14 protein-coding genes and 1 other RNA gene are annotated in these 16,756 nt (G+C 53.6%); 4 read left to right on the top strand and 11 right to left on the bottom strand.

Features of this window, described 5'->3' with window-relative positions; all coding sequences use genetic code 11:
* Positions 1-127: 127 nt before the first annotated feature.
* The 4 genes from dcd to guaA form a co-directional block, all read right to left on the bottom strand.
* Complete coding sequence (gene dcd, locus IEV97_RS17060; RefSeq protein ID WP_188502700.1) at positions 128-664, bottom strand: dCTP deaminase; 537 nt, start codon at positions 662-664, stop codon at positions 128-130.
* A 229-nt stretch (positions 665-893) separates the two neighbouring features.
* Positions 894-2,192, bottom strand: a complete 1,299-nt coding sequence (hemL, locus tag IEV97_RS17055; RefSeq protein WP_188502699.1) for a glutamate-1-semialdehyde 2,1-aminomutase — start codon at positions 2,190-2,192, stop codon at positions 894-896.
* Between the two features lie 74 nt (positions 2,193-2,266).
* Positions 2,267-3,970 carry an ABC transporter substrate-binding protein gene (locus tag IEV97_RS17050; protein WP_229734007.1) on the bottom strand — a complete coding sequence of 568 codons (1,704 nt, stop codon included), beginning with the start codon at positions 3,968-3,970 and terminating at the stop codon, positions 2,267-2,269.
* Between the two features lie 199 nt (positions 3,971-4,169).
* Positions 4,170-5,699 carry a glutamine-hydrolyzing GMP synthase gene (guaA, locus tag IEV97_RS17045; RefSeq protein ID WP_188502698.1) on the bottom strand — a complete coding sequence of 510 codons (1,530 nt, stop codon included), beginning with the start codon at positions 5,697-5,699 and terminating at the stop codon, positions 4,170-4,172.
* A 953-nt stretch (positions 5,700-6,652) separates the two neighbouring features.
* Here guaA and ffs point away from each other — a divergent pair.
* From ffs to IEV97_RS17025, 4 genes are all read left to right on the top strand, one after another.
* Positions 6,653-6,750: signal recognition particle sRNA small type (gene ffs, locus IEV97_RS17040), an RNA gene on the top strand.
* A 200-nt stretch (positions 6,751-6,950) separates the two neighbouring features.
* Positions 6,951-7,607: a fructose-6-phosphate aldolase gene (fsa, locus tag IEV97_RS17035; RefSeq protein ID WP_007654513.1), complete on the top strand. Its 657-nt coding sequence runs from the start codon at positions 6,951-6,953 to the stop codon at positions 7,605-7,607.
* Positions 7,608-7,747: 140 nt separating this feature from the next.
* Positions 7,748-7,951, top strand: a complete 204-nt coding sequence (locus IEV97_RS17030) for a hypothetical protein (protein ID WP_007654512.1) — start codon at positions 7,748-7,750, stop codon at positions 7,949-7,951.
* A 6-nt stretch (positions 7,952-7,957) separates the two neighbouring features.
* Positions 7,958-8,671 (top strand): cell division ATP-binding protein FtsE, encoded by a 714-nt coding sequence (locus tag IEV97_RS17025; protein WP_188502697.1) that lies wholly within the window; start codon positions 7,958-7,960, stop codon positions 8,669-8,671.
* A gap of 244 nt (positions 8,672-8,915) precedes the next feature.
* On the opposite strand, the gene IEV97_RS17020 is transcribed toward IEV97_RS17025, so the two are convergent.
* Genes IEV97_RS17020 through IEV97_RS16990 form a run of 7 tightly spaced genes read right to left on the bottom strand, consistent with a single transcriptional unit; the run spans position 8,916 to position 16,754 of the window.
* Entirely contained in the window at positions 8,916-10,391 is a 1,476-nt protein-coding gene (locus tag IEV97_RS17020; protein ID WP_188502696.1) for a lipopolysaccharide biosynthesis protein, read from the bottom strand.
* Positions 10,392-10,422: 31 nt separating this feature from the next.
* Positions 10,423-11,736, bottom strand: coding sequence for a glycosyltransferase family protein (locus tag IEV97_RS17015; RefSeq protein WP_229734006.1), 1,314 nt, complete (start codon positions 11,734-11,736; stop codon positions 10,423-10,425).
* Between the two features lie 3 nt (positions 11,737-11,739).
* Entirely contained in the window at positions 11,740-12,783 is a 1,044-nt protein-coding gene (gene pseI / locus IEV97_RS17010; protein WP_188502695.1) for a pseudaminic acid synthase, read from the bottom strand.
* Between the two features lie 15 nt (positions 12,784-12,798).
* Positions 12,799-14,283 (bottom strand): UDP-2,4-diacetamido-2,4,6-trideoxy-beta-L-altropyranose hydrolase, encoded by a 1,485-nt coding sequence (gene pseG / locus IEV97_RS17005; RefSeq protein WP_188502694.1) that lies wholly within the window; start codon positions 14,281-14,283, stop codon positions 12,799-12,801.
* 1 nt (position 14,284) lies between these two features.
* Positions 14,285-15,094 (bottom strand): cytidylyltransferase domain-containing protein, encoded by an 810-nt coding sequence (locus IEV97_RS17000; protein WP_188502693.1) that lies wholly within the window; start codon positions 15,092-15,094, stop codon positions 14,285-14,287.
* Positions 15,088-15,873 (bottom strand): SDR family NAD(P)-dependent oxidoreductase, encoded by a 786-nt coding sequence (locus tag IEV97_RS16995; protein ID WP_229734005.1) that lies wholly within the window; start codon positions 15,871-15,873, stop codon positions 15,088-15,090. The genes IEV97_RS17000 and IEV97_RS16995 overlap by 7 nt, the downstream gene beginning before the upstream one ends.
* On the bottom strand, positions 15,870-16,754 hold the full coding sequence (locus IEV97_RS16990) for an aldo/keto reductase (RefSeq protein ID WP_188502692.1): 885 nt from the start codon (positions 16,752-16,754) through the stop codon (positions 15,870-15,872). The genes IEV97_RS16995 and IEV97_RS16990 overlap by 4 nt, the downstream gene beginning before the upstream one ends.
* Positions 16,755-16,756 lie beyond the last annotated feature (2 nt).

Here is a 16,756-nt window from a genome sequence, read left to right as displayed (position 1 = left end):
TTCCGGTATTTAAAATTTTTTTCGCTGAATCTTCAGTGTCGAATTCTGACTTATATAGTACAGAAATAATGCCAAAGAGGTCAAATAGCGAACCATTTGACCTCTTTTTTTAATTTTATTTTGGATTTTACCACTCGTTCCGCCACATCATCGACTCAACGGGTTTGGTCGTGCGGTTGTTGTATTTAGCGTTTGCCTTGCTGTTGTAGTAGTTCTCGATGCCACCTTTTACCTCAAAGTAAATCAGCTGCCCAATCGGCATGCCATGGTATACGCGCACCTGCTGCGTTACGGAGATCTCCAGTGTCCAGGTATTGCAGAAGCCTACATCGCCTTTTCCGGCCGTCGCATGGATATCGATACCCAGGCGGCCTACGCTTGACTTACCCTCCAGGAAAGGCACGTGTGCGTGGGTTTCCGTGTACTCCAGTGTCACGCCCAGGTATAGCGTATTGGGTTGCAGGACAAATCCCTCTTCGGGTATCTCAAACACGTCGATCTCGTTGTGACGACGGGCGTCGAGCACTTCGTCGCGGTAAGTGGCCAGGTAGCGGCCCAGGTGTACGTCGTAGGAGTTGGTGCCAAGGCCGGAGCGCTTGAATGGCTCAATCAGGATGGTGCCTTTCTCAATCTCAGCTAAAATCTGCTTATCTGTAAGAATCATGGGGTGCAATGTTATGACTGTAAAAGTAAGCAAAATGGTTGATTGTTGGATTAGAGAATTGCTGTATTGTTAAATTGTTGAATTGCTAAATTATTAGATTGTTGAATGGTTGATTGAGTCTAGAGGGTGAAGCTATACCTTGTTTGTAGGTATGATAGGTATAGCAAGAAAAAAGACGGCAGCCCATTTCTGAACTGCCGTCTTTTTTCTCTTATTATGAAGGTATAGCTTATCTCAGTAAAGCCTCTTTTAACGCCTCACTGTTAGCTTTGAGGTACTCTTGTACCAACTCGTCCGTAATGGCTGTAGACACAAACAGCGACTCGTACTGCGAAGGGGCCAGGTATACGCCGCGCTGCAGCATAGCGTTAAAGTAACGACCAAACAGAGCCGTATCCGATGTTTTAGCACTCTCGAAATCTGTAACAGGCTGCTCGGTAAAGAAAATGCTGAACATGGAGCCCACGTGGTTAATCGTGAAGTTCATGCCCAGTTCCTGCATGTTCTGCTTCATCCCGTTCACCATTTTGGATGTAGTCTGCTCCAGGTTCGTGTATACCTCCGGGTGCGCATGCAGGTACTGCAGCATGGCCATACCTGCCGACATGGCGATCGGGTTGCCGGAGAGCGTGCCTGCCTGGTATACTGGTCCGGCTGGCGCCACAAAGTTCATGATCTCTTTCTTTCCGCCGTAAGCGCCTACTGGCATACCGCCCCCGATGATCTTGCCCAGTGTGGTCATATCCGGCGTAACACCGAACAGCTGCTGCGCTCCGCCTGGAGCCAGACGGAAACCTGTCATCACTTCATCAAATATCAGCACGATGCCTTCTTTTGTGCAGAGGTCGCGTAAACCCTGCAGGAAACCAGCTTCTGGCAGCACCAAGCCCATGTTGCCGGCAACCGGTTCCAGGATGATGGCTGCTATCTGATCTTTGTTAGCTTCTACCAACGTCTTAACAGCTTCCAGATCGTTGAATGGCGCTGTGAGTGTGTCGGCGGCTACGCCTTGCGTCACGCCCGGGCTGTCCGGCACGCCAAGCGTAATGGCACCGCTGCCGGCAGCGATCAGGAAAGAGTCGCCGTGACCGTGGTAGCAGCCCTCGAACTTGATCATTTTGTTGCGGCCGGTATAGCCTCTGGCCACACGCACTGCCGACATGGTGGCTTCCGTACCGGAGTTTACCATGCGCACTTTCTCAATCGATGGCACCATGTCCACGATCAGCTCCGCAATCTCGATTTCCTTGCGGGTAGGGGCACCAAACGAGAGGGAGTTAGGTATAGCCTGCTGCACCGCTTCCTGCACAATTTCAGCAGCATGTCCCAGGATCATAGGCCCCCAGGAGTTGATAAACTCCATGTAGCGGTTGCCGTCCTCGTCGTACATATAGGGCCCTTTGGCTGAAACCATGAAGCGTGGATTGCCGCCCACGGCTCTGAAGGCACGAACAGGGGAGTTTACCCCGCCTGGTATGGAGTGTTGTGCACGCTGGAAAAGTTCTTCGCTGATTGGCGCTATTTTCATAATGCTGAGTTCTTAGATAGTGAATGAAATAATTTGAGCAGGGTGCTATACCCTGATTTGTGATGTCGAAAGCCTTAAAAGACCGGATTCACGACCGTCAGTTGCAGGTTCTCGAGTTTAGTGATCGGGATAAACTGGTTGTCGCGACGCACTTCGTTCTGGGCGGCGCGGTCTGTGTACCCGATCCCTTTGTAGAAGACACCCGGTCTGAGGCCCTCTGAACCCAGTGCCAGGTTAAAGCGCGATCCGTAGTTTTGGAGTAAGGTTCCGAAGTAATACATCATCTCAAAGCCAGCATACGCGTACGGCGAGGGTGGCATGTTATACCTGGCGGCATACCTTTTGCGGAAATGCTGCACTGCCGGACTCATCTGGTCGATGTATTTCGGATTGACAAAGTAGATCTCCAGGTCGTCTAACTGGCGCAGCGTCAGTTGGCCTATCCCCAGCCAGTTTTCGAAGGTAACCAGTGGGAGAGTGGCCGCTCTGGACTGCAGCGTGCTGACTGTATTGGCAGCAGCCGTCATCTGGTCGGAGAAGACAGCCAGATGGCCTATACCTTCCAGTTTCAATTCCTTAAAAACGGCGGCAGTAGCAGCGCTCTGTGCAGAGCTTATTTTTTTATAGGCCGCCACTTTGCCACCTAGCTTTAGGAACTGCTCGCGGTAATACTGGCTAAAGGCGATGTCATCCTTGGTGTTTTCGTACAGAATGATAGCCGTTTTTGGCTCAAACGTATTGTAAGCGTAAGTAGCAGCCTGTCGCGCCTGCGTTGCCACCGAGGACTCAAACAGGAAGACATTCGGATTCTGACCGGCCACTTCAAGATCCTGGGAAAGTGGATTGACCACATTCACGTTGTTCTGGGCAGCAAAGCGACCGGCAATTTTGGCCGATGACCTGTAAACGGGGCCAATGACCAGGTCCATCCCCTTCAGCTCCGGAGTTTCCAGGAGACCTTTTACAGCAGTTGTATCCGTGCCAGCATCGTAGGCATACAGGTTGATGTTGATGCCCTGTCGCTTAAGGGAGTCCTGCGCCATCTTCATGCCGGCGTAAAGGTCCGTGGCAAACTGGTTTTTGCGTGCTGCCTGCCCCAGGTCCTGGTCCAGCTGAAACGGCAGGAGAGCAGCTACATTGTAAGCCTGCTTGCGCATGGCGTTGGCGCTCAGGTATCGGTTACGGTCTAGGCGGTGCTTCGATACAATGTCTTCCAGGGTATTTTTGTCCTCAGGACGGTACCAGCCAGCCAGCAGCTTATCGGCAAAGGTCTGGGCCACGGCTTTGTCGTCCGGGTAGCGTTGCAGCAGCTGCTCAAAGGTTGCGCGGTCTGTGATCCGCATCAGGTAGTGCCGCTTCAGATTCTCGGCGTCGGCCTGCAGTTTGGACGATCGGATGCTGTTCAGTTCAGCCAGCGCCTGTTCGTAATCACCCTGCTCGAAAAGCACATTACCAAGCAGGTAACTTGCTTCGGGCTGGTTAGGCCAGTTCGGGTGCTGCCCCTGCAACTGCTGGAGCATACGGCGGGCTTCGGGCAACTTGTTCGCCTTGAGTGCGGCTACGGCATAGAGGTAGGAAGCTTCGGGAGCGTATTGATTTTTGGGACCAGCCTGCGTGATAGGCAAAAGCTCGGCCATGGCCTTGTCGTAACGCTCCTGTTCTATCAGTACCTTGCCATTGCTGTAGGTGGTGCTGAAATCCTGCTGGGCCTGTGCAGGCAGCGCAAATGCAGCCACGAGCAGCAAACCCGCTGCATGCTTCAGTAAGCTTCTTTTCATGTTGTTTTATTTTGATTGTGTGATTGAGTGATTTAGCGAATGAGTGATTGTTGATTTGGTGAGTGATTAATTCAATCAAATCAAAGACTGAACCTACACGCTACCTAACGGCAGCTTCGTTGAAACCAGATCAACAATTCAGCCATTTAACAATTTAACCAATCACTAACTCACTCAATCACTAAATCACTCCATTAAATTACTCCCACTCGATGGTAGCTGGTGGTTTCGAGCTGATGTCGTATACGACGCGGTTTACGCCTTTTACCTTGTTGATGATCTCGTTCGATACATCAGCCAGGAACTCATACGGCAAACGGCTCCAGTCCGCTGTCATGCCGTCTATGGACGTTACGGCGCGGAGGGCAACCACATTTTCGTATGTACGTTCGTCGCCCATTACACCTACCGACTGCACCGGCGTCAGGATAGCGCCAGCCTGCCATACCTCGTCATACAAACCTGACTTTTTCAGGTTGTTGATGAAGATGTGGTCTACCTGTTGCAATACATGTACCTTTTCTGGTGTGATATCGCCCAGGATACGGATCGCCAGACCCGGACCAGGGAAAGGATGACGGCCGAGGATGTTGTCGTCGATTTTCAGGGTTTTGCCTACCAGACGCACCTCGTCTTTAAAGAGCGCCTTCAGCGGCTCTACCACTTTCAGTTTCATGAAGTCCGGCAGACCGCCCACGTTGTGGTGCGACTTGATGGTAGCAGAAGGGCCTTTCACGCTCATCGACTCGATCACGTCCGGGTAGATGGTGCCCTGCGCCAACCACTTCACGTCCTCTATTTTGTGTGCCTCGTCGTCGAACACTTCAATGAACACGCGGCCAATGGCCTTGCGTTTGCCTTCCGGATCGGAGATGCCGGCCAGTGCGTCATAAAATCTGTTTTTAGCGTCGACGCCTTTCACGTTCAGGCCCATGTGCTTGTAAGAGTCCAGCACGTTCTCAAACTCGTCTTTGCGCAGCAGTCCGTTATCCACAAAGATGCAGTACAGGTTCTTACCGATCGCCTCGTGAATCAGCATAGCGGCCACGCTCGAATCCACGCCGCCTGAAAGTCCGAGTACCACTTTGTCGTTGCCCAACTGCTGCTTCAGGTCGGCTACAGTCGCTTCTACAAACTGCTCAGACGTCCAGTCCTGCTTGCAACCGCAGATGTGTACCACGAAATTGCGGAGCAGGGTTTTGCCTTCGTCGGAGTGGGTAACCTCTGGGTGGAACTGAATGCCGTAGGTTTCCTGGTCACGCAGCTTGTAAGCAGCCACACGCACAGTTTCCGTACTGGCTATTACTTCAAAATTGTCAGGAATTTCTTTGATCGTGTCACCATGCGACATCCACACCACCGAACCCGGTGTGAGTTCTTTCATCAGGCGGTTAGCGGTGTGCAGCTCCGTGAGTCTGGCACGGCCGTATTCGCGGATGGTGGAAGGGGTTACTTCGCCCTGGTGCTCGTAGGCGATCAGCTGCGCGCCATAGCACACGCCCAGTAGCGGGAGTTTGCCCATGAACTGGCTCAGGTCAATCGTTGGGTGTTCGTTGTCGCGCACCGAGCAGGGGCTGCCCGATAGAATAACGCCTTTGACATCTTCCGTGAGTTCCGGAACATTATTGTAAGGGTAAATCTCACAATATACATTTAGCTCGCGCACCCGTCTTGCGATCAACTGGGTGTACTGGGAGCCGAAGTCGAGAATCAGTATTTTTTCTGGCATGCGCAAAGGTAAGGTGTATTAGGCTTTTTTGCCAAAAATAGGGGAGATATGTTTTGAGAGAGGTGTCGAAGGTGAGGTTTTGTGTTGAATTGGAAGGCGTGTGGTATGGCGGCGGAAGCGTTTACGCTCTTGTCTGCTTTGGTGGGGCCTCTGGACGAGGTATAGGTATAGCTGCACCCATGCATCGTACCACAGGTTTAGCGATAGCGCAACTAGTGGTTTGCGCGCTGGCCAATTTACAACTGGCGTAGGCCTGGCTTACAGGTATAGCCACCTTTTCTATTGCATAGCTTCGCTGTGCGGCGGGCACTCACTTTTTTCCTTGATGAAAAAAGTAAGCAAAAAAATCAAGACGATTTTAAACTCGCTGACCGCTCAAACACAAAATCGTCATCGGTGCACCTGGCAAGTGCGATTCGTTTCATAGCCAGCGTGCAAGTTAATCTTGCTATACTTGCCAGCGTTGTGTGGCAGTAACTGTGATGCATATACCTGAGGGATGGCAGTTACGGATTCCCCGCCTTAGACAAGGAGGGGTTAGGGGTGGTTGGACCCGGTATAGCAAAACAGGAACTACAGTGCCTATACCTGTGAATTGGTAGCAGCAGAAAGTCTCCCTCCTGTTATTAGGAGGGGTTAGGGGAGGTGATTCCCCGCCTGGGGGGAGGGGCCCTCGACAGAGAAGGGGGCAGGGGGATGACATTCGTGCACAGGCATCCTGCAAATCCACTAATTCTGTAAATCCTGGTTCAGGCAAGCTATACCTAAACAGCTAACCAGACACTCGCGTGTCTGGAAGACGCCGCGAAGCCTTTCCTCCCCTCTCACCATAGGTATAGGCGATCAAAAAACTAAACAACCTGATTAGTAGGGCGATTGGCTCTCACTGGTAATTGTAATGGATAATTCTTTAGAATATGCTTGCACCGAAAGGGATTCTTCGTACCTTTGTAACGGCAAATCGGCACGGCCAGCTCCCGTCGAACTCCCCCAGGGCCGGAAGGCAGCAAGGGTAGATGGTTGATGCGGCGCGATGTTGGTTTGCCACTTTTTTTTGCCCATACTTTTCTGACCGGCCCTCTGCCGGTCTTTTGTTTTAGCCCCGCCATGACCTTTCCTAAACTCTGTCCGGCAGTAGGTTAACCCGTCTCAGAGGTCCTATACCTCAATTGTCCCGCATCTTTTATACAATGTCTTTTGACTTAGGGCATATTGCGTTAGATTTGTAGGAAAATCTACATCCTCAGCATTATGAAATTCTTTGTTGATACTGCAAACCTGCAGGAAATTCAGGAAGCGCACGACCTCGGTGTGCTCGACGGTGTTACCACCAACCCATCGCTGATGGCCAAAGAAGGCATCTTCGGTCACGACAACGTGATGGCGCACTACAAGCAGATTTGCGAGATCGTGGATGGCGACATCAGCGCCGAAGTGATCGCAACGGACTTCGACGGCATGGTACGCGAAGGCGAACTGCTGGCTGAACTGCACCCGAACATCGTGGTGAAGGTGCCGATGACGCGCGAAGGCGTGAAGGCGATCCGTCACTTCAGCGAGCGCGGCATCAAAACCAACTGCACGCTGGTGTTCTCTGCCGGTCAGGCTATTCTGGCTGCCAAGGCAGGTGCTACTTATGTGTCTCCGTTCGTAGGCCGTCTGGACGACGTGTCAACAGATGGTTTGCAGCTGATCGAGCAGATCGTGCACATTTACGGCAACTACGGCTACCAGACGCAAGTACTGGCGGCTTCTGTGCGTCACGTGATGCACCTGGTGCAGTGCGCTGAGCTGGGTGCCGATGTGGTAACCTGCCCGCTGTCTGTGATCACCGGTCTGCTGAACCACCCACTGACTGACATCGGCCTGCAGAAATTCCTAGCTGACCACGCCAAAGGAAATAAGTAATGACTAATGAATAATGAGTAGTGATTAACTGGGAATAGTGTCTGGGGCGAAAGCTTAAAACATTATTTCCCGTTAATCATTACTCATTATATACTTGACAACTATTCATTAGTCATTACTCATTATTCATTCAAAAGAAGATGTACATCATCAAAGTAAAGGGCAAAGCCAAAATTCCGGATTACATTCAGCTGCGCGACGACAATTTCGTGCTGATTGCCTATTTCAGGGCAGACCGCCCACTCAAGAACCTGGACCGCTACGGGCTGGAGGGGAAAGAAGAGGCACTGGCTGCGCTGATTGAGTCCCTTGAGTTTGGTAAACTGCAGCAACTAGACATTTAATATCTTATGAGCTTTTCTTCTTCTACCCCTGTGGTGTCACTGCGTGACGTGGCTATATACCAGGATGTGAACACCGTGCTAAGCAGTGTCAACTTCGACATTGACAAAGGGGAGTTCGTATACCTGGTAGGGCGCACCGGTAGCGGTAAAAGCTCGCTGCTCAAAACCCTTTACGGTGACCTGCCGCTCCAAACTGGCGTAGGTCACATTGCCGATTTTAAGCTAAGCAAGCTTCCGCGCAAGCAGGTGCCCTACCTGCGCCGCAAGATCGGCATCGTGTTTCAGGATTTCCAGTTACTCTTTGACCGCACGGTGGCGGAGAATTTGGCCTTTGTATTGAAAGCGACTGGCTGGAAAGACAAGTCGAAGCGCAAGCAGCGCATCACAGAAGTGCTCATGCGCGTAGGACTCGATGCCGCTGCCAACAAACTGCCACACCAATTGTCCGGAGGTGAGCAGCAGCGCATTGTGGTGGCCCGCGCGCTCCTCAACGAGCCGGTCATCCTGCTGGCCGACGAACCGACCGGTAACCTCGACCCGATCGTGGCCGACGGCATCATGCAGCTCTTCAACGAGATCAACAACAGTGGCACGGCCGTCCTGATGGCTACCCACAACTACGAGATCATCAACCGCTACCCGCACCGCGTACTCAAGTGCGAAAACGGCAAAGTGCTCGATTCAAAGGTAGAAGACTTTAACCTCACGACCGGCTATTAGTTTTCTTGATATTTTGACAAAAGACCTTGTGACAAAGGAATTTCGAAAGCTTGCTTACCTATGAGCTTTGGGAAAGCCGTTAGACAAAGGTCACCTCTGACTGAACATATTACTAGGCAGGCTTAGGTATCATACCAAGAGAAGTATAGAGAGAGCCTCACGCACGTTTCTACCATCATCCAGCCATACCCTGAAAAGTCCTTTGTCAAAGGATTCCTTTGTCAATAATTTTTTCAGGAATCCGCTACGCTTGTCTGCGGACGAAATTCAGCAGCCATTCGTTCATAGCCGGGTATACCTTCAGGCCAAGCATCAGGCCCACGTAAATGGCGGTGATGATCAGGGAGCGCACCACAATATCCAGGTATAAATTCCCGAGAAAGGGCAGCAGGTATGAGGCGCCCAGCGCTACGGCCGCAATAATTGTCACGGTCACAGAACTCCAGGCGAAAGGCTGCATTTTGTAGAGCCATTGCACAAAGAACAGACGCAACAGGTTGATCGTCACATACGAGATCATCGAAGCGAGGGCCGCTCCGTTGATGCCGTAGAGCGGAATGAAAACATAGTTCGTCCAGATCGTAAGGCCCGCCAGCACCACGTTAAAAAGCAAATCCCAGCGATATTTTTCGGAAGTGGCCAAAATAATGCCGTTTATACCTGTGGCCAGGTCGATGATGCGGGCCATGGAAAGGAACAGCACCACATACTTGCCTGCCCGGTAGGTTTCCGGCATAAACGAGAACAGGTTGTCGATATTGGCCCAGATGCCAATAAACAGCAGCAAGCCAACGATGAGGTTGATAAGCGTGACCTGCTTGTAGAGGCTTGCCATACCTGTCATATTCTGGTCCTTCCAGTACTCTGCCACCTGCGGAAAGGCAATCTTGAAGATTGAGCGGGCCGGCACCATAATGGCACTGGTGATAAAGAAAGCGGTGGTATAAACCCCATTGTCGCCCAGGCTGTATGAGCTGATCATGATCTGGTCGACTGTGGTGATAATGGTTACCGAAATGTTGCCCAGGAAAGTGAAGAAGCCATAGTAGAGCATTTCCCGCAGCGGTACAATGCTGAGCGCGGCCAGGCGTGGCCGCAAAAACAACTGCTTCAGCCACAGCGCATACACTGCCAGCGTCAGCGTGATCGTGGCATTGATAACAATGTAGAGCAACACGAACTGCCTGAAATCGATCCAGTCAAAGGCATAAAGACCTATCAGCACCGTTGTGAGGATGCGCAGCAGAAAATCCTGGGCGAAGGACGATATGATGGTCTTGAATAGCGAGCGCAGGTAGGCCGTGAGCAGGTTGAAGAGCAGCGTGAAAAAGGCCAGCGGGATCACAAAGTAATAGTAATCGAGCAGGAGGGGGGAGTTCTCGATGTAGTAGTCGACCACGACCGGCTTGAACAGCAGGAATAGGCCCGATATAACACCAAAGCCCAGCACAGGTATAGCCAGCAGCAGGAACAGGAATCCGTGGTGCTCCTTGCCCTTGTCCCGGAAATAGGGGAAGTAGCGCACACTCATATTCACGAAGCCGAGCGCCGAGAACTGCGCGAACATCACCGAGATCTGGATCAGCAGGCGGGTGAGGCCCACTTCCTCCTCTTCCAGAAAGTTCGGGAAAAGCAGGATCGTGTTCACATAGCCGATCACGATGCCGGCATATGAAATGATGGTGTTCCAGATTCCCTCGCGCTGGAGATGTTTACTCATGTTTCTAATTCAGGCCACAAAGGTAGACGATTCAGGCAGAGTTGCCAGTATGAAAATGACAACGCTTGCTCTCAGCCAGCATACTATTAATAAGGGCACTCGCTTTCTCTCCACTTCGGCCATCGTATTCCGTACCCACTGTCGCATTATAATATTTGGCCCGTAGGTATACCTCGGGTTTTTGCTGGATGCCTTGCTCCAGTAGCGGTTTTAGGGTATCATATGAAGCCGCCTCTTCCACAAGCCCGTGCGTTACGTAGCCGTAATAGTCGTGCAATTCCTCTTTGGGGTTGAAGTTGAAATAGACGGACCACACATTCAGCAGCACCGCCTCCAGGTGGATGCCGGAGTTTCCGCTCACCAGCATATCCAGTTCGCGCAGGTACTCAAAAACAGACTGTTGTCGCGGGTTAGTAAGGTTAATGTTCGAGCTGATGCCTGTGGCAAAGGTATAGCTGCGCTTGTCGCGGGGGTGGGGGCGCAGCAGAATTTTTAACTGCGGGAAATCATGGCTGATATGTCGGATTAACTGCTCGACTTCCTCTACCCGGTCCATGAGGTTACAGGCTATACCCAGTGTTTGCACGCGGTGGTTCCTGTTGCGGAGCGGCACAAACTGATCAGCTTTTGGCATCCCGATAAACTCCACCCGGCCGTGTACCGGACCGCATTGCCTGTACTTGTCCAGCGAGTCCTGTCCCTCGAGCAGATCCAGGTCAAAGGCCAGCGGCGGGAACAGGTTGCTTACACTGGAGTGCTGCACGTAAACGGTAGATATGCCCAACTCCTTCGCCGCCAGCAGCATGGCGCGGGCATCGGCATTGTGGTCGTTGGCAAACACGATGGCCTGCGGTCGGTATTTCCGGAGCTTTTGCAGGTATACCTCGTAAAAGCCGACGGCATCGTAGAGCAGGTCCACGAAGCGGAGCGTACTGTTTTTTCGATGCGAGAGAAATCGGAAGAAAAGTGGCAGAAACTTGTAGTAATAGAAGAGCTTTTTGCGAAGCGAGAGGCGTGCCACCTGCTGGTTATACCTGCCAATGGCCTTGCTCTGGCCGGCTACCATCACGGCTTCAGGTATAGCAGCCTCCAGAAAGTGCAAACTGTCGTAATTGTTCTGACTCACCACATACAGCCATACCTTGCCCTGCAGTCGCTCCGGCTGCTCTACTGACGTGAACAGATTGCCCAGCAGCCGCACCAGGGTATAGCCGGCCATGCGCAGCACACGCAGGAACGGATTGGAAGGAGAGGCTGCATTTTTGGCACTTTCCGGCAGTAGGTAAAATCCTTCGGAAAAGTGCAGGTATAAGATGTTGCTGTAGAGCGTATACCAGTTTTTCATGTGTTATACCATGTCCCAGCTCAACGGCGTGCCCGCTTTGATGTCCTGTGCGGCACTCTTACCCAGCAGGTTATCATAATGTTTCGGCGCTAGCCCCAGGCCCGGCCTGATCACGCGGATATTCTCTTTGGTGAAGGCTTCACCTGCCTGAATGTCTTTCGAAGCATAGACCGAGCGCTTGAAGAGCCGGCTTTTCTCCTCCGCCCGCTGCACGCCGTACTGCACCCGCCCCATCGCCAGCCAGGCCCTTTCCGACTCCACCACCAGCGACCGCAGTTCGGCAGGCTCTAGCGAAAAGGCGGAGTCCACCCCACCGTCGGCGCGGCTGAGCGTAAAGTGCTTCTCGATGACGGTCGCGCCCAGTGCCACAGCGGCGACAGAGGCCCCAACGCCCATGGTATGGTCCGAAAGGCCGACCTGCACGTCGTACAGGGCGCTCAGGTGCGGGATGGTGCGCAGGTTTGTGTTCTCCGGCGTGGCCGGGTAGGTGGAGGTGCACTTTAGCAGAATCAGCTCCAGACAGCCCTCCTCGCGCAGCACCTGCACGGCCTCGGCCACCTCCTGCACGGTGGCAGCGCCGGTGCTCATGATCACAGGTTTGCCGGTGGCGGCCACTTTGCGCAGCAGCGGGTGGTCCGTATTCTCAAAAGAGGCGATCTTGTAGGCGGGCGCATCCAGACTCTCCAAAAAGTCCACCGCCGACTCGTCGAAAGGGGAGGAGAATGCGATGATGCCGCGCTCCCGTGCCCGCTCGAAGATCGGCTGGTGCCACTCCCAGGGGGTATAGGCCTCTTTGTAGAGGTCATACAGCTCACGTCCTTTCCAGGGCGAACCCTCGTCCTCAATGGTGAGGGCGCCGGGAAGCGTCATGGTGTCGGCCGTGTAGGTCTGCAGCTTGATGGCGTCGGCCCCCGCGTCAGCGGCGGCGTCCACAATAGCCAGCGCGCGCTCCAGCGACTGGTTGTGGTTGCCCGACATCTCGGCGATGATAAAGGGCTTATGGGAAGGGCCGATCAGACGGCCGGCTATATTGATATCGTTGATCATGGTTTTGTTTCTAAACTATGCGCTGGCCGTTGGCTGCCAGACAAAACGGAATGCTTTCGGGTGCGCGGGATCTGCTTCTCCGTACGCAAAACCAGCTTTCTCAAATGACCGCACAGATGCTTTGTTCTGCTGCTCTACCAGTCCCGCCACAAGCTGTACATCGGGTCGGTCCTGCATCAACTGCTGTATACCTTTGAGCAGTACGGTATGGCCCAGCCCTTTGCCGCGGTAGTCAGCCCCAATCAGGTAGCTGATCGTAGCCGTGTTGTCGTGGATATCGAAGCGGATGTGGGCGGCCGGCTTGCCATCCGCCTCAGCAAGATAGAGGATGGCGTCGGGGTTGTCAAGCTTGGCTTGAAACCAGCGAGTGTGGTCCTCCAGTGGAATCGGTTCCGGGTTGAAGGAGTGCCGCCGTACCTCCGGGTCATTGGCCCAGTCAAATAGCAGGTGCAAGTCCTCAGGTATAGCTTTCCGGAGTTTCAGTTGGGTTGTTAGACCAAGACTTTGGAACATCTCCAACAGCCGCTCCGGGCTTTTGCCGTCGAAGTGCTGGCGCTGGATTGTAAGTTGAGACTCAAACTCCCGCTCACTTATACCTGCCTGTAACACCTGCGAAAGGCTGCTGTAGTCACGCGCTATACCTGTAGAGGTCAGGAACTGGTGCATGCCTGCCTGGTTGTCGGCGGTTTGTTTTACAAACAAAATACCTCCCACGGCGGCGTATTCATAAGAAATACCGCTGGCTGAGGTGACAGCGGCTTGACACTCTGCCATCAGACGTCGCAGACTTTCGGCAGACAAATCGCGGTGCAGTTTGGCCTGCGGATATTTTTTGAGGTACTGCTTCAGTTCAGAAGAATGGCTGTAGGCGCTGCCCACCACTATTTCGATATGCTTCACGGCAGGTATAGCTTGCATCTCTTCCAAAGACTGCCAGGTATGGTTATCTGGGTCGGCACCACCCATACAAACCAGCACACGCAGCTCACCCTCTGGTATAGCCCGGGCAGCTTTGGCGGCTCTCAGGAAAACAGGACGGAGCAGCGCATAATGCGGACCGAGCAGCAACCGGGTATAGGGTGCTGTCTGGTAACGCTCGTCCGAAACCCCACCTGCCGGATTGATGACCACATCGGACACGAAAGTATAGGCATGAATATCGTCGATGCAAACCAAGGCCGCGCCACGTGATTTTATGTTTTGCTGGTAAACTGTGCCAAAGGTATAGCCGTCCAGCACCACGATCTCTTCTGCTGAAATATAAGCATCCAGTTCGTGCACAAAGCGGTCAACGTCGGGCTCAGCAGGAGGAAGCACGATGATGCCGTCGCATACCTCCCGTATCCGTTCCTGCAGCACCTGGTCGGGGGACTGAATGGCGAACACGCACTCATAGTCACGGCGCAGCATGTGTGCCAGCGCCAGAGAGCGCATGACGTGTCCCAGCCCAATGCGGCTGTTCCCGTCTGCCCTGAAAATAATGCGTGTCTTCCTGTTCATACTAGCCTAGTTTTAAAAGCGCCCTGCTAAATCCTCCGGCCTGCAGCAGTTTCCTGGCGGCTGCGATTTCGTCTTCCTCGGTTACAAAGACCTGCCGCTGCGCATTGGCGGCATTGATTTCCTGCAGCCAGGGCTGCTCGTGCAGCAACTGGCCAATTGCCTCGTGCGTGATCGACTGGCCCGGTTTCCAGAGCCGCTCGAAAAGCAGGGCAGCCAACGCGTAGTCTGTCGGGTAGTCTACGGTCAGGCGCAGCACTTCGATGGGGGAATCAAAAGGCAAGATCTTCCTTCTGAATCCGGCTTCTCTCCTGATATAGGGCGTTACGTGCTCCCGGTCGGCTTCTGCCGTGGCCTGTGCGGCGGCTTTTTCCAAGGTTTGACGGGTAAATACCTCCACGTTGGTGCCCAGGGGAAGTCCGGTGGTGATGGTATAATCTGATGCTGTCTGTAACAACTTCTCTACTGCCTGGTCGATCGTTTCCGGCATCACAAAGGGGTTGTCGCCGGTGAGCCGCACGATCAGATCCAGTTCAGAGGTATGCGCAGCCTGTCGGAATCTGTCCAGCACATCGTCAGCAGAGCCACGCAGACAGGGAATTTCCCTAGCGCTGCAAAAAGCCTCAATGGCATCGTCGGCGCTTCGGGTGGTGGTCGCGATGATCGTTTGTTGCAGCGATTGGGCCGCGTGGGCATTCGTCACCACATGCTCCAGCAGGCTGGTAGTTTCACCGAAGGGCAGCGGCAACAGCGCTTTGCCCGGCAGTCGCTCCGAGCCCAGGCGCACCTGTATGATGGCGCCGACCTTTACCATGCCGTCCAGCCTCCGTCCAGCACCATGTTCTGACCCGTCATAAAGGCCGAAGCGTCCGAGGCCAGGTATACGAAGGCCCCTTTCAGGTCGTCGGGCTGGCCAATGCGACCCAGCGGGTTCTTCTTTTTGAGTTGCCCGACAAAGACCTCGTTTTGCTGCACCTGTTCACTCGGGAAAGGACCCGGCGTAACGGCGTTGACGGTGATATTGTGCTTGCCCAGGTAGCAGGCGAAGTAGCGTGTGAGCTGCAGCACGCCCGCCTTGGCGGCTCCGTAGTGTGGCGGATTCAGGAAAGCCGGGCTTTCGTCGTAGATACTGAAATCGGGGGAGACCATGCCGTACATGGACGACACGTTGATGATGCGTCCGCCGTGCTGCTTCAGGTAGGGGATCGCCTCCCGGATGCAGCGGTAGACGCTGTTCAGGTTGCCGTCGATGCCGTAGGCCCAGTCCTCGTCCGTGAGTTGCTCCGGCTGCTGTCCTTTGGAGTAAAAGGCGTTGTTCACCAGCACGTCGATTCGGCCCGCTTCCTGCTGTACCTGCTCAAAGGCGGCTGTAACGGTTTTGGTATCGGAGATGTCGCAGTAGACGAATGAAATGCTAAGGGCAGTATGCTTACTGAAAGCCTCCTGGAATTTGTCCTTGCTTCGGCCCAGCACATAAACGGTAGCACCGGCCTCGGCCAGACCCAGGCTGATGGCGGTACCCAGATGGCCGTAGCCACCGGTGACGAGTGCCACCTTACCTGTGAGGGAAAATAGATCGGACAGACTGCTCATCGTGCGGGCCACTTGTAGGGTAAAAGTATCGTTTCGTTTTCTTCTTTCAATGCTAACAGTTCGGTATGCAGCGCTTGAGGGATGGTCATCTTGCTGAAGCTGATGTTCTCCTGCAGGGTCTGCAGGCTCTCCACACCGATCACTACTCTGGAAATATAAGGATTTGCCAGCGCAAAACCCAGACAAACCGCCCCGATTGGAAGTTGGTAGTCGCAGGCCAGTTCTTGCATGCGCTCCAGTTTGGGCGCTGCCTCCTGCAGGTATAGCGGCAATTGGTCCGGCTGCATAAAGTAGAGTCCCTGTAGGTATACGGAGCGGATGTGCGTCTCAACTCCCCGTTCCCGAAGCTCGGGCAGCAGTTCCTCAAAGCGCCTGTCGAAGATGCTGTAGGGGAACTGTACCAGGTCGATGGGCACTTCTTGTTGCAGCAACTCCTCAGCCTCGGACGGATGGTAGAGGGATATACCGATCTTCTCCACCTGGCCGGATGTTTTCAGTTCCTGGAGCTCGTCCAGTATACCTGGCCTGCTACTGTAACTCGCATAGCTGTGCAGCAGATAGCCATAAATTTTGTCAACACGCAGTCGCTCCAGCGATTCGCGGAAGGCCTGCGCGATGGGTTTGTCGGGCTGGTTGGGCGGGTACTTGGAGATGATGCGGTACATGCCTGGCAGCGTGCTGAGGATATTACCCAGGCACGTCTCGCTGCTGCCGTAGGCTGCCGCCGTGTCCAGGGTGTCTATACCTGCCTTCGCTGCTTCGGCAAGTAAAGCGGACACCTCGGACTCCGGAATCTGTCCGCGCTGGTTGCTGATGCCGTAAGGGAGCCCGAACTGCGCCGTGCCCAGGATCAGCCGCTGTGCCAGTGTTTGATTGCTCAAGT

This window comes from Pontibacter amylolyticus (assembly GCF_014638845.1).
In the GTDB taxonomy this organism is placed as follows: Bacteria; Bacteroidota; Bacteroidia; order Cytophagales; family Hymenobacteraceae; genus Pontibacter; species Pontibacter amylolyticus.
Note: the sequence above shows the minus strand (reverse complement) of the source record. Positions and strands in the feature narration are given on the sequence as shown.

Coding starts and splice junctions, on each gene's coding strand:
- dcd (WP_188502700.1), bottom strand. CDS start 664: ATGATTCTTACAGATAAGCAGATTTTAGCTGAGATTGAGAAAGGCACC.
- hemL (WP_188502699.1), bottom strand. CDS start 2,192: ATGAAAATAGCGCCAATCAGCGAAGAACTTTTCCAGCGTGCACAACAC.
- IEV97_RS17050 (WP_229734007.1), bottom strand. CDS start 3,970: ATGAAAAGAAGCTTACTGAAGCATGCAGCGGGTTTGCTGCTCGTGGCT.
- guaA (WP_188502698.1), bottom strand. CDS start 5,699: ATGCCAGAAAAAATACTGATTCTCGACTTCGGCTCCCAGTACACCCAG.
- fsa (WP_007654513.1), top strand. CDS start 6,951: ATGAAATTCTTTGTTGATACTGCAAACCTGCAGGAAATTCAGGAAGCG.
- IEV97_RS17030 (WP_007654512.1), top strand. CDS start 7,748: ATGTACATCATCAAAGTAAAGGGCAAAGCCAAAATTCCGGATTACATT.
- IEV97_RS17025 (WP_188502697.1), top strand. CDS start 7,958: ATGAGCTTTTCTTCTTCTACCCCTGTGGTGTCACTGCGTGACGTGGCT.
- IEV97_RS17020 (WP_188502696.1), bottom strand. CDS start 10,391: ATGAGTAAACATCTCCAGCGCGAGGGAATCTGGAACACCATCATTTCA.
- IEV97_RS17015 (WP_229734006.1), bottom strand. CDS start 11,736: ATGAAAAACTGGTATACGCTCTACAGCAACATCTTATACCTGCACTTT.
- pseI (WP_188502695.1), bottom strand. CDS start 12,783: ATGATCAACGATATCAATATAGCCGGCCGTCTGATCGGCCCTTCCCAT.
- pseG (WP_188502694.1), bottom strand. CDS start 14,283: ATGAACAGGAAGACACGCATTATTTTCAGGGCAGACGGGAACAGCCGC.
- IEV97_RS17000 (WP_188502693.1), bottom strand. CDS start 15,094: ATGGTAAAGGTCGGCGCCATCATACAGGTGCGCCTGGGCTCGGAGCGA.
- IEV97_RS16995 (WP_229734005.1), bottom strand. CDS start 15,873: ATGAGCAGTCTGTCCGATCTATTTTCCCTCACAGGTAAGGTGGCACTC.